13 protein-coding genes are annotated in these 12,806 nt (G+C 61.6%); all 13 read right to left on the bottom strand.

Annotation, left to right across the window (positions count from 1 at the left end):
- Positions 1–59 precede the first annotated feature (59 nt).
- The 13 genes from BW33_RS27385 to BW33_RS27325 all read right to left on the bottom strand — a co-directional run bounded on the left by BW33_RS27385 (position 60) and on the right by BW33_RS27325 (position 12,714).
- Positions 60–1,007: a S66 peptidase family protein gene (locus BW33_RS27385; protein WP_047602546.1), complete on the bottom strand. Its 948-nt coding sequence runs from the start codon at positions 1,005–1,007 to the stop codon at positions 60–62.
- 243 nt (positions 1,008–1,250) lie between these two features.
- On the bottom strand, positions 1,251–2,249 hold the full coding sequence (lipA, locus tag BW33_RS27380) for a lipoyl synthase (protein WP_160768663.1): 999 nt from the start codon (positions 2,247–2,249) through the stop codon (positions 1,251–1,253).
- 25 nt (positions 2,250–2,274) lie between these two features.
- The gene (gene lipB, locus BW33_RS27375; protein ID WP_047602545.1) at positions 2,275–2,922 is read right to left on the bottom strand and encodes a lipoyl(octanoyl) transferase LipB; all 648 of its coding nucleotides are present in this window, start codon (positions 2,920–2,922) and stop codon (positions 2,275–2,277) included.
- Positions 2,922–3,197 (bottom strand): DUF493 domain-containing protein, encoded by a 276-nt coding sequence (locus BW33_RS27370; protein ID WP_003228544.1) that lies wholly within the window; start codon positions 3,195–3,197, stop codon positions 2,922–2,924. The genes lipB and BW33_RS27370 overlap by 1 nt, the downstream gene beginning before the upstream one ends.
- A gap of 86 nt (positions 3,198–3,283) precedes the next feature.
- On the bottom strand, positions 3,284–4,441 hold the full coding sequence (locus tag BW33_RS27365) for a D-alanyl-D-alanine carboxypeptidase family protein (RefSeq protein ID WP_047602544.1): 1,158 nt from the start codon (positions 4,439–4,441) through the stop codon (positions 3,284–3,286).
- 187 nt (positions 4,442–4,628) lie between these two features.
- Positions 4,629–5,639, bottom strand: a complete 1,011-nt coding sequence (locus BW33_RS27360; protein WP_007960588.1) for a septal ring lytic transglycosylase RlpA family protein — start codon at positions 5,637–5,639, stop codon at positions 4,629–4,631.
- Entirely contained in the window at positions 5,639–6,649 is a 1,011-nt protein-coding gene (mltB, locus tag BW33_RS27355) for a lytic murein transglycosylase B (RefSeq protein ID WP_007960589.1), read from the bottom strand. Before mltB ends, BW33_RS27360 begins: the two co-directional genes overlap by 1 nt.
- A gap of 17 nt (positions 6,650–6,666) precedes the next feature.
- Positions 6,667–7,770 carry a rod shape-determining protein RodA gene (rodA, locus tag BW33_RS27350; RefSeq protein ID WP_047296919.1) on the bottom strand — a complete coding sequence of 368 codons (1,104 nt, stop codon included), beginning with the start codon at positions 7,768–7,770 and terminating at the stop codon, positions 6,667–6,669.
- A gap of 31 nt (positions 7,771–7,801) precedes the next feature.
- Positions 7,802–9,697: a penicillin-binding protein 2 gene (mrdA, locus tag BW33_RS27345; RefSeq protein WP_047602543.1), complete on the bottom strand. Its 1,896-nt coding sequence runs from the start codon at positions 9,695–9,697 to the stop codon at positions 7,802–7,804.
- Positions 9,698–9,707: 10 nt separating this feature from the next.
- Positions 9,708–10,175 carry a 23S rRNA (pseudouridine(1915)-N(3))-methyltransferase RlmH gene (rlmH, locus tag BW33_RS27340; protein ID WP_003185785.1) on the bottom strand — a complete coding sequence of 156 codons (468 nt, stop codon included), beginning with the start codon at positions 10,173–10,175 and terminating at the stop codon, positions 9,708–9,710.
- A gap of 9 nt (positions 10,176–10,184) precedes the next feature.
- Positions 10,185–10,679, bottom strand: a complete 495-nt coding sequence (gene rsfS / locus BW33_RS27335; RefSeq protein WP_007960601.1) for a ribosome silencing factor — start codon at positions 10,677–10,679, stop codon at positions 10,185–10,187.
- A gap of 72 nt (positions 10,680–10,751) precedes the next feature.
- Positions 10,752–11,474, bottom strand: coding sequence for a nicotinate-nucleotide adenylyltransferase (nadD, locus tag BW33_RS27330; protein ID WP_047602542.1), 723 nt, complete (start codon positions 11,472–11,474; stop codon positions 10,752–10,754).
- The gene (locus BW33_RS27325; protein WP_047602541.1) at positions 11,443–12,714 is read right to left on the bottom strand and encodes a glutamate-5-semialdehyde dehydrogenase; all 1,272 of its coding nucleotides are present in this window, start codon (positions 12,712–12,714) and stop codon (positions 11,443–11,445) included. Before BW33_RS27325 ends, nadD begins: the two co-directional genes overlap by 32 nt.
- Positions 12,715–12,806 lie beyond the last annotated feature (92 nt).

The raw sequence follows: 12,806 nt of genomic DNA, 5'->3' as shown, positions 1-12,806 counted from the left end.
TTGGTGTTTACCCTGTAGGAGCTGCCGCAGGCTGCGATCTTTTTTGCTTCACCCACACACTATCGGGTGACCACATCCTGCTCCAGCATCAATTCCTTCTTACCCGCATCCAGTCGCACCAGCGCGCCCATCGGCAGCGTCAGGTTCGGATCACAATGGCCGCTGCGCCAGCCCGACAGCACCGGAATCCGTAACGGCTCGAACGTCTGCTTGAGCAAGCGATTCAGCGCCTCGATATCGACCCCGGCCACATCACCGACCAGCACCCCACGCAACCTGGCCAGTTTGCCGGACAGGCGCATCTGCGTGAGCAAGCGATCGATCCTGTACAGCGGCTCGTTGACGTCCTCGATCAGCAGAATCACCCCCTCCACGTCGATTTCATAAGGCGTGCCCAGCGTCGAGGCAATCATCGCCAGATTGCCGCCGAGCAAGCGCCCGTGCGCGATGCCTGGCTCGACGGTGGTCAATGGATACGCCACCGGATGGCTGAGCACACTGCCCGCCTTCAACTGACCACGCAGCATGGCGAAGAATGAGCTGACGGTCGGCGGCTCCTTGTCGCCCAGCAGGTCGGCGTTGAGCAGCGGGCCGTGGAAGGTCACGAACCCGGCGTAGCGGCTGATCGCCAGATGCAGTGCGGTGATGTCGCTGTAGCCGACAAATGGCTTGGCGTGACGACTCAGCAGATCGTAATCGATCCGGTCCAGCAGGCGCGGCGTACCGTAGCCACCGCGCAGGCAGATGATCGCGTCGACTTCAGGGTCGGCGAACGCGGCGTGCAGGTCGTTGAGGCGCACGTCATCGCTGCCGGCCAGATAGCCGTCCTTCTCGTAGACACCGGGAAATACTTTCAGCGCATAACCGCGCGCGCGCATCCACTGCACAGCCTTTTCCGTGTCCAGCGCACCGGGGCCGGCGGGTGCGATCACGCCGATCAGCCCTTCTGACGGCAGCGCCGGTACGGGTTTATGCGGAAAAAGGGTGTGAGTCGGCCGAACGGTCATCCATGGATCTCCCTGTGTGAAGTCTTGCAGACACAGTAGTCAGGAACAGCAATAAACAAAAGAGGTGAAACTACCCAATAACCCGTGGCGAGGGAGCTTGCTCCCGCAGGGTTGCGCAGCGACCCAAAGTTTTTTGGGACTGCGTTGCCCCTGGCGGGAGCAAGCTCCCTCGCCACAGGTTTTCGCAGGCTCAAACAAAAATACCCGCCGAGGCGGGTATTTTTCGAGGCTCTCAGCCCCGGATCAGGAACCGAGCAGCTCGGCCTTGACCAGTTTCGCCTGCTCGTCAGCGTGATACGACGAACGTACCAGCGGGCCGGAAGCGACGTTCTTGAAGCCCATCTTGTAACCTTCCTCGGCGAACCAGGCGAAAGTGTCCGGGTGCACGAAACGCTGCACCGGCAAGTGGCTGCGCGACGGTTGCAGGTACTGGCCGAGGGTCAGCATGTCGATGTCGTGTTCGCGCATGCGCTTCATGACTTCGATGACTTCTTCGTCGGTCTCGCCCAGACCCAGCATCAGGCCGGATTTGGTCGGGATGTGCGGCATCATCTGCTTGAAGCGTTGCAGCAGGGTCAGCGACCACTGGTAGTCCGAACCCGGACGCGCAGCCTTGTACAGGCGCGGCACGGTTTCCAGGTTGTGGTTGAACACATCCGGCGGCTCGGCGGCAGTGATTTCCAGCGCGATGTCCATGCGGCCACGGTAGTCCGGAACCAGGGTTTCCAGCTGCACGTTCGGCGACAGCTTGCGGATCTCGCGGATGCAGTCGGCGAAGTGCTGGGCACCGCCGTCGCGCAGGTCGTCGCGGTCAACCGAGGTGATCACCACGTACTTGAGCTTGAGGTCGGCAATGGCGATCGCCAGGCTTTCCGGCTCGTTGACGTCCAGTGGCTTCGGACGGCCGTGGCCGACGTCGCAGAACGGGCAGCGACGGGTGCAGATGTCGCCCATGATCATGAAGGTTGCAGTGCCGCCGGAGAAGCACTCGCCCAGGTTCGGGCAGGACGCTTCTTCGCAGACGCTGTGCAGCTTGTGCTTGCGCAGCAGGCTCTTGATCCGGTCGACTTCCGGCGAAACCGGGATACGCACGCGAATCCAGTCGGGTTTCTTCGGCAGTTCGGTGGTCGGAATGATCTTTACCGGGATGCGTGCAACCTTCTCGGCGCCGCGCAGCTTGACGCCGGCTTCAACCTTGGGACGCGGGGCCGGGCGCTCGGTCACGTCGAGCGTCGGGATCATGGTTTGCACTGCATCAGTAGTCATATCAGTCGATTCCGCCCGTCAGGGTCGTCTGCTCAGCATAGTCGAGGTGTTTGACGAGCTGCGCACGCAGCCGGGCACTTACCTCGGCAAATTCAATCGATCCTGCGTGATCGCTCAGCTGGGTCATCGCCAGCCCGGCATAGCCGCAGGGATTAATCCGTCGAAACGGCTCCAGGTTCATATCCACGTTCAGGGCCAGGCCATGAAAGGAACAACCGTGGCGAATCCGCAAACCCAGAGAAGCGATTTTCGCTCCGTCGACGTAGACGCCGGGAGCATCTGGCTTGGCGGCGGCGGTGACGCCGTAGCTGGCCAGCAGTTCGATCAGGCACTGTTCCATGCGCGTGACCAGATCACGTACGCCGAAACCCAGCTTGCGTACGTCCAGCAACAGGTAGGCGACCAACTGGCCCGGGCCATGATAAGTCACCTGCCCGCCGCGATCGACCTGTACCACCGGGATATCGCCCGGCAGCAACAGATGTTCGGCCTTGCCGGCCTGGCCCTGGGTGAACACCGGAGGGTGCTCGACCAGCCAGATTTCGTCGGCGGCATCGCTGCCGCGTTCGTTGGTGAAGCGTTGCATGGCATGCCAGACCGGCTCGTAAGCCATCTGGCCAAGTTCGCGAAAGCCCAGCGTGCCTTGCATCACAGCACCATGTGTACGAAACCGGTCGCCCGCAGTTCGCTGTTGATGTTGTACAGCTGATCCTGATCGGTCGCGACGATGTGCAACTGGATGGTGGTGTACTTGCCGTTGCTGCTCGAGCGTTCGTCGACACGCTCATCGTTGATGGTCGCGAATTTCTTCACGATCTCGATGATCTTGTCTTTGTGCCCGACGCCCGTATCGCTGATTACCTTAACCGGATAATCAACCTGGGGGAATTCGATCTTTGGCGCCTTTACTTCAGTATCGGTCATGGCGTAACGGCCTCGTAAGCGTAAGCCGTGGTAACGCACATGGCCCCGAACCGGATGGGAACGGGGCCATGCAGGTCAACACTCAATCAGTTGAACAAGCCGTAGAAGAATAGACGGATGCTATCCCACATGCGGCGGAAGATACCACCCTCCTCGACAGCGTCCAGGGCGATCAGGTCGGCGCTGTGCACAACCTTGTCGTCCAGTTTCACTTCGACTTTACCGATCACGTCGCCCTTGGCGATTGGCGCGGTCAGTTGCGGGTTCATGGTCATGCTGGCAGCGAGCTTTTTCAGCTGGCCTTTTGGCAGGGTCATGGTCAGGTCTTCAGCCAGGCCGGCCTTGACTTGACTGGTGGTGCCTTTCCACACCGGGGCCTGAGCCAGTTCGGTGCCCTTCTGGTAGAAGGTCTGGGTTTCGAAGAAACGGAAACCGTAAGTCAGCAGTTTCTGGGTTTCAGCGGCACGCGCCACTTCGCTGTTGGTGCCGAACACCACGGCGATCAGACGCTGGCCGTCACGTACAGCCGAAGACACCATGCAGTAGCCAGCTTCGTCGGTGTGACCGGTTTTCAGACCGTCAACGGTCTTGTCGCGCCACAGCAGCAGGTTGCGGTTAGGCTGCTTGATGCCGTTCCAGAAGAACTCTTTCTGCGAGTAGATCGCGTAGTGAGCCGGGTCTTCGTGGATGATCGCACGAGCCAGGATCGCCATGTCGTGAGCCGACGAGTAGTGCTCAGGGTTCGGCAGACCGGTCGGGTTCATGAAGTGGGAGTTGGTCATGCCCAGTTCGGTAACCGTCTTGTTCATCAGGTCGGCGAACGCGTCTTCGCTGCCGGCGATGTGCTCGGACAGCGCCACGCTGGCATCGTTGCCGGACTGGATAATGATGCCGTGCAGCAGGTCGCTGACGGTCACTTGCGAGCCGACCTTGATGAACATCCGCGAACCGCCGGTACGCCAGGCGTTTTCGCTGACGGTCACCGGGTCGTTTTCACCGATCTGGCCGCGACGGATTTCCAGCGTAGCGATGTACGCGGTCATCAGTTTGGTCAGGCTGGCTGGCGGCAGACGCTGGTCACCGTTGTTCTCCACCAGCACGTTGCCGCTGCTGGCGTCCATGAGCACGTAGGCTTTTGCAGCCAGTTGAGGTGGCGACGGCATCATCTCGGCCGCGAAGGCGGCTGGCGAGAGGAGCAGCGGGACTAGCAGACACAGGCGTTTGGCAAAGGTGGTGATGTTCATCCGTCTCTCGAAATCGCTAATGGAAACTTGCCCGAGGGCAAAACTATTCAGACAGCCTTCTAACGGGCCATCGCGTGTTCAGTTGCTCACTCCAGTCACCCTTGCCGGGCTTTTGTTCTTCGACGAGCCAACAACCTGGTTCACCCCCCAAAACCGCAAGTGAACCGTCAATCAAGTGCTACGTTTCTTACTCAGTGACCACGCTCGGCGAACCGAGATTGGCCAGGCGCACGCTGTTCTGCACCTGAGCGATCTCACCCGGCGAACCGATCGGCCCCAGGCGTACCCGGTGCAGGGTCTGCTGATTGCGCACGATCGAGCTGATGAACACCGGAGCGCTCACCATCCCGCTGAGCTTCGACCTCAGGAGTTCTGCAGCGTCCGGGTTGGCGAACGCGCCCACCTGCAGATACTGGCCAGACGCTGGTGCAGAAGCGTTTTTTTTTGCGCTGATCTGTACAGGGACAGTGTCAGAGGCATGTTGCTGCGGCGGCGGAGTCCACTGCTCGATGGTACCGGCCGACGCCGTGATCACCGGGGCGCTATTCTGCGCGACTTGCGGCTCGTTGAGCATCAGCGGCGCCGGACGGCCCTTCGCGGCCCACCATTGCTGCGGATCGATGCCCTCGACCTTGACGCGCGCGGTGCCGATTTCGGCATAACCGAGCTTCTTCGCGGCCGCGTAGGACAGGTCGATGATCCGGTCCGAATAGAACGGCCCGCGATCGTTGACTCGCAGGATCACGCTCTTGTTGTTGTCTAGGTTGGTCACCCGAACGTAACTTGGCAGTGGCAGAGTCTTGTGAGCGGCACTCATGCCGTACAGGTCATACACTTCGCCGTTGGCGGTGTTCTGCCCGTGGAACTTGGTGCCGTACCAGGACGCCGTGCCCGAGGCGACGTAGGTTTTGGATTCCTGCAGCGGGAAATAGGTCTTGCCCAGCACGGTGTACGGGTTGGCCTTGTACGGACCGGTGTGCAGGGTCGGCGTGGCATCCGGGATCCGCGAAACATCGACGTCCCACCATGGCGCGCCGTCTTTGTGCGCACGGTTGATGTCCAGCCCCGGCTGCGCACGCACGGCAGTGGACGAGGTCTTCTGGGTCGGCGCGCGGCTGGTCGAACAGCTGGCGACCAGCACCGCCAACGCAGCGAAAGCCACCAGCTTCAGGGGTTTATTGATAGGCAATGCCCGCATTACTTGACGCCCCGTGCTTTTACCAGCTCTTCAGACAGTTGATGTACGGCCATGGCGTACATCACGCTGCGGTTATAACGCGTGATCGCGTAGAAATTCTTCAGGCCCATCCAGTATTCAGGGCCGTTGTCGCCTTCGAGGCGAAATGCAGTAACCGGCATATCATCGCGCAGCGCATCATGACTTGACCAGCCCAGCGCCCGCAACTCTCCAACCGTCTTCGTCGGCTCGATGCCGGTGGTCAGGCCTTCATCGACCTGCTCGCCGCGCACATCGGCGCGACTGACCACCGGTTCCCCGGCGACCCAGCCATGCCGTTTGAAGTAACTGGCCACGCTGCCGATCGCATCGTCCGGATTGGTCCAGATATTGATGTGACCGTCACCGTCGAAATCCACCGCATAGGCGCGAAAGCTGCTCGGCATGAACTGTGGCAAGCCCATCGCCCCGGCGTACGAGCCTTTGAGGGTCAACGGATCGACTTGTTCTTCACGGGCCAGCAGCAGGAACTCACGCAATTCCTTGCGGAAAAATTCGGCACGGGGAGGATAGTCGAAACCGAGCGTGGACAACGCATCAATCACCCGGTAATTGCCGGTATTACGTCCGAAAAAGGTCTCGACGCCGATGATCGACACGATGACTTGCGCCGGTACGCCGTATTCCTGCTCGGCACGGGCCAGTACGGCCTCGTGCTGGCGCCAGAAGTCCACACCGCGGGCGATACGCGCGTCGGTGATGAACATCGGGCGATATTCTTTCCACTGCTTGACCCGCTCGGCGGGTTTGGAGATGGCGTCGAGAATCGCCTGCTTGCGCTGGGCCTCGCGGAACACCGCCATCAGTTGCTCGCCGGCAAAACCGTAGTCGCGGGTCATTTCACCGACGAATTCGGCCACCTGCGGTGAACCTTCGTAATCGCCGGCCAGCGCTTCCTGCGCGCTGCCAAGGATGCCGACCAGGCCGACCCACGGCGCGTAACGAGTCGCCCAGCTGCGCATGACTTGCATTGAACTCTTCACCTTATTCAAACCTGTGCGATCCACTTGCGATGCGTATGAATCGACATCAAAACCCCAAACGCTGACAGCAGTGTCACCAGCGAAGTTCCTCCGTAGCTGATGAAGGGCAACGGCACCCCCACCACCGGCAACAGGCCACTGACCATACCGATGTTGACGAAAACATAAACAAAAAACGTCATGGTCAGCGCGCCAGCGAGCAATTTGCCGAACAGCGTCTGCGCCTGGGCGGTAATCACCAGGCCGCGACCGATCAGCAACAGATAGATCAGCAGCAGCGCGCAGATGCCCACCAGACCGAACTCCTCGCCGAGTACGGCGATAATGAAGTCGGTGTGGCTTTCCGGCAAAAAGTCCAGGTGCGACTGGGTGCCCAGCAGCCAGCCCTTGCCGAACACACCGCCGGAACCAATGGCGGCTTTCGACTGGATGATGTTCCAGCCAGTGCCGAGCGGATCGCTTTCCGGGTCGAGGAACGTGAGAATTCGCTGCTTCTGGTAGTCGTGCATGATGAAGAACCACATGGCGATCGCCACCGGTACGGCGGCGGCCAGCACGCTGAGGATCCAGCGCCAGCGCAGTCCGCCCATGAACAGCACGAACGCGCCGCCGGCCAGAATCAGCAGCGAGGTCCCGAGGTCGGGCTGGCGCACGATCAGAATGAACGGCACACCGATCAGCATCAGGCTGATGCCAACGTGCTTGAGCTGCGGCGGCAGCGTGCGTTTGGACAGATACCAGGCAATCGTCGCCGGCATCAGGATCTTCATGAACTCCGAGGGCTGGAAGCGGATCACCCCGGGGATGTTGATCCAGCGCGTCGCGCCCATGGCGTTGTGCCCCATGATGTCCACCACCATCAGCAACACCACGCCGACCACGTAGCCGAGCGGTACCCAACGCGCCATGAACCGTGGTTCGAACTGGGCGATGACAATCATCGACACCAGGCCGATGCCGAACGAAGTGGCTTGTTTGCCCAGCAGATCCCAGCTCTTGCCGCTGGCCGAATACAGCACGAACAGACTTCCCGCGGCGAGGATCAGCAGCAGGATCAACAGCGGGCCATCGATATGCAGGCGTTGCAGCAGCGTCGCCCGGCGACGCATCACATCCTCGCTGGAGAGCATGCGATCAAAATTATTCATCACGGGCCGTAGCCTCCGCACTGATAGGACCGGCGTATTCGGCCTTCAATCGACCATCCTGATCCAGAAGCCAGGCATCCATGACCTGACGCACCACTGGCGCGGCGACACCGGAGCCGGACTCACCGTTCTCGACCATCACCGAGACCACGATTTTCGGGTTGTCGGCCGGGGCGAAACCGACGAACAAGGCGTGGTCGCGGTGGCGCTCCTGAACCTTGGAACGGTCGTATTTCTCACCTTGCTTGATCGCGACGACCTGAGCGGTACCGGACTTGCCGGCGATGCGGTATTGCGCACCGATCGCCGCCTTGCGCGCAGTCCCCCGGGCGCCGTGCATAACTTGCTGCATGCCGTGGTTGACCTTGGTCCAGTCCGATGGATCGCGCAGGACAATGTCCGGCATCGGGTTTTCGTCTACCGGTTTGGTGCCTTCAATGGTCTTGGCCAGGTGCGGGCGGTTCCAGATGCCTTTGTTGGCCACCAGCGCCGTGGCCTGCGCCAGTTGCAGCGGTGTGGACTGCATGTAGCCCTGGCCGATCCCCAGAATCAGGGTTTCGCCCGGGAACCAGGCCTGCTTGCGCGTCGCCCGTTTCCACTCGCGGGATGGCATCAGGCCGGGGGATTCTTCGAACATGTCCAGCGAGACCTTCTGGCCGATGCCGAACTTGTTCATGTAAGCCGACAACCGATCGATGCCCAGCTTGTGCGCCAGGTCATAGAAGTAGGTGTCGTTGGAACGCATGATCGCCGTGTCGAGGTCGACGAAACCGTCACCGGTGCGGTTCCAGTTGCGGTATTTGTGATCGTAGTTGGGCAGCATGTAGTAACCGGGATCGAACACCCGGCTCGACGCCGTCACCACTCCGGCATCAAGACCGGCAATCGCCACCGCCGGCTTGATCGTCGAGCCTGGCGGGTACAGACCGCGCAGCACCCGGTTGAACAGCGGCCGGTCGATGGAATCGCGCAGCTCGGCATAGGCCTTGAAACTGATGCCGGTGACAAACAGGTTCGGGTCGAAACTCGGCTGACTGACCATCGCCAGCACTTCACCGGTGTTCGGATCGAGCGCCACGACCGCGCCGCGACGCCCGCCCAGCGCAGCTTCGGCCGCTTCCTGCAGTTTGATGTCCAGACTCAGGACGATGTCCTTGCCGGGAATCGGATCGGTACGCTTGAGCACGCGCAATACGCGGCCCCGGGCGTTGGTCTCGACTTCCTCGTAACCCACCTGGCCGTGCAGTTCCGGCTCGTAGAAACGCTCGATGCCGGTCTTGCCGATGTGGTGGGTGCCGCTGTAGTTGACCGGGTCGAGAGTCTTCAGCTCTTTCTCGTTGATGCGCCCCATGTAACCCACCGAGTGCGCAAAATGCGCGCCCTGCGGGTAGTGGCGCACCAGCTGCGCAACCACTTCCACCCCAGGCAGGCGGAACTGGTTCACCGCGATCCGGGCGATCTGCTCTTCGGTCAGTTCGAACAGGATCGGCACCGGCTCGAACGGCCGGCGCCCCTGACGCATGCGTTTCTCGAAGATCACCCGGTCCTCGGGCGTCAGCTGCAGCACTTCGACGATCACATCAAGCACTTGCTGCCAGTCGCCGGAGCGCTCGCGGGTCATGCTCAGGCTGAAGCTGGGGCGGTTGTCCGCCACTACCACGCCGTTGCGGTCGAAGATCAACCCGCGGGTCGGCGGAATCGGCTGCACATGGACGCGGTTGTTTTCCGAGAGCGTCGAGTGGTACTCGTACTGGATCACCTGCAAGTAGTACAGCCGCGCAATCAACACGCAGATCAACAGCATGACCGCAATGGCCCCGAACACGACGCGGCTGCGCACCAGGCGGGCGTCCTTTTCGTGGTCCTTGATGCGGATCGGCTGAGACATGAGGGCAGGACTACTTGTGGTAAGGGTGACCGGACAGCACGGTCCAGGCACGGTACAGCTGTTCGCCGATCAGGATCCGCACCAGCGGGTGCGGCAAGGTCAGCGGCGACAACGACCAGCGCTGATCGGCGCGGGCGCAGACTTCCGGCGCCAGCCCTTCGGGGCCACCGACCATGAAATTGACCGTGCGCGAATCCAGCCGCCAACGGTCGAGTTCGACCGCCAGTTGCTCGGTGCTCCAGGGCTTGCCGTGGACTTCCAGCGTGACAATCCGCTCATTCGGCCCGACTTTGGCCAGCATGGCTTCGCCTTCCTGGCGGATGAAACGGGCCACGTCGGCGTTCTTGCCACGGGTATTGAGCGGAATTTCCACCAGTTCCAGCGCCAGCTCGGACGGAAGACGCTTGGCATATTCATGCCAGCCCTCTTCCACCCACTTGGGCATGCGTGAACCGACGGCGATCAGTCGCAGTCGCACAGCGATCCCTTACAGCTGGTCTTTGTTGAGCTTGGTGAAATGCTCGTGGGTGTTTTCCGGGCTGTGGTGCTTGGCGTCTGCCGCACGGCTTTGCTCGGCTCCGGCCCACAGGCGCTCCAGATCGTAGAACTGACGCGCCGAGGCGGTCATCATGTGCACGATCACCAGGTCGAGGTCGAGCAGCACCCAGTCGCTGTCGCCCTTGCCTTCTTCGCCCAGCGGCTTGGCGCCCTGCTTTTTGACTTCCTCACGAACCTTGTCCAGCATCGCGTTGATCTGGCGATTGGAGGTACCGGTGGCGATGATCATGTAGTCGGTGATGCTCTGCTTGTCGCGAACATCGATGATCTGGATGTCTTGTGCCTTGACGTCTTCCAGGGCTGCCACGGCAACCTTGACCAGCTCGTCGCCCTTGAGCGGCTCGTTGGTGTTGGCGACTTCCGGCAGCGGCGCGCTCTTGAACGTGCCTTTGCGCTTAACTTTGCTTACGTCTTTGTCAGTCATATAAAACTCGTTTTGCTCGTATATTCGGCGGCTTGGCGATACGTGGATTCGTATCAGTGAAGCACGCCTTGTTCAGTTCGACGCACGGTACAGACCGTGCGCATCGATGTAGGCCAGGACCGCGTCGGGCACCAGGAAACGTACCGACTTACCGCTGGCCAGCAGTTGACGGATCTGGGTGGCGGAAACCGCGAGCGGTGTCTGCCAGACGAATGCAATCTGTCCGCTCGGCCCTTTCAGGGCCAGCGGGTCGCTCACCGAACGCGCTGCCAGCAGGTTGCGCAAGGCATCCGGCGGTTCGCTGTCGGCGTCCGGGCGCTGTAGCACCAGGATGTGGCAATGCTGGAGCAACTCTTCCCAGCGATGCCAAGTGGGCAGGCCGCAAAATGCGTCCCAGCCCAAAAGCAGAAAAACCTGGGTCTCGGCGGCCATTTCGGCACGCATCAACTCCAGGGTATCAATGGTGTAGGACGGCTTGTCCCGCTGCAATTCGCGGGCGTCCACCACCAGCGGCGGCACTCCGGCCACCGCGCACTCAACCATTGCCAACCGGTCCTGCGCCGACACCTGCGGCGTATTGCGGTGCGGCGGCCGGGCGCTGGGCATCATGCGCAGCTCGTCGAGCAGCAGCGCTTCGGCGACTTCCAGCGCACTGCGCAAATGGCCGATGTGTACTGGATCGAACGTGCCGCCCAGTACGCCGATGCGCCGGGGTCGGAGTTCGCCGTCAGGCAGCGGCGCTGTGAGGTCGAGGTCGGTCAAGTCAGACCGTCGCCTGGCCGCGCAACTGGCCATCACCGACCACGATGTACTTCTCGCAGGTCAGTCCTTCGAGGCCCACCGGGCCGCGGGCATGCAGCTTATCAGTAGAAATGCCGATCTCGGCACCCAATCCGTATTCGAAGCCATCGGCGAAGCAGGTCGGGGTGTTGATCATCACCGACGCCGAGTCGACTTCCGCGACGAAACGCCGGGTGTCGGCGAGGTTTTCGCTGACGATCGAGTCGGTGTGATGCGAGCCGTAATGGTTGATGTGTTCGATGGCCTGGTCCAGTCCGTCGACCACACGGATCGACAGGATCGGCGCCAGATACTCGGTGCTCCAGTCGTCTTCGCTGGCCGCCACCGCGTCGATGATCGCCCGGGTGCGTTCGCAACCACGCAGCTCGACGCCTTTTTCGCGGAACTGGGCAGCCATCGAAGGCAGGAAATCCTTGGCAACACTTTGATCAACCAGCAAGGTCTCCATCGCGCCGCAGATGCCATAACGGTAAGTCTTGGCATTGAAGGCGATGCGCTGGGCTTTCGCCAGATCGGCGTGCTCGCTGACAAATACGTGGCAGATACCGTCCAGATGCTTGATCACCGGCACGCGGGCATCGCGGCTGATGCGTTCGATCAGGCCACGGCCACCGCGCGGGACGATCACGTCGACGTACTCGGGCATGGTGATCATCGCGCCGACGGCGGCACGGTCGGTGGTTTCGACCACTTGCACCACGGCTGCCGGCAATTCGGCCTCGGCCAGACCGCGCTGAATGCAAGCGGCAATCGCCCGGTTGGAATGAATCGCCTCGGAGCCACCACGCAGGATGGTCGCGTTGCCGGACTTCAGGCACAGGCTGGCGGCATCGATGGTCACGTTGGGCCGGGATTCGTAGATGATCCCGATAACGCCCAGCGGTACGCGCATCTTGCCGACCTGAATACCGGACGGACGGAAGCTCATGTCGCGGATCGCACCGACCGGGTCTGGCAGTGCCGCCACCTGACGCAGGCCGACGATCATGCCGTCGATGCGCGCCGGAGTCAGCTCCAGACGCTCCAGCAATGCCGGCTCCAGCCCATTGGCGCGACCGGCCGCCAGATCCTGTTCATTGGCTGCAGCCAGCTCGGCGCGAGCAGCGTCCAGCGCATTGGCAGCAGCCTGCAGGGCGCGGTTCTTCTGCGCGGTGCTGGCACGGCCGATGACCCGGGAAGCTTCGCGGGCGGCGCGACCCAATCGGGTCATGTAGTCAAGAACGGACTCAGTCATGGTCTGCTGGGGTCTTGGCAAAGAGGAAAGCGGCAGATTATAGCTGTCACGTCCCGGGACTAACAGCGGTGACAGGCGGATGGTCGAAATGG

The sequence above is a fragment of the Pseudomonas sp. RIT288 genome (genome assembly GCF_000631985.1).
GTDB lineage: Bacteria > Pseudomonadota > Gammaproteobacteria > Pseudomonadales > Pseudomonadaceae > Aquipseudomonas.
This window is presented reverse-complemented; position numbering and strand designations above follow the sequence as displayed.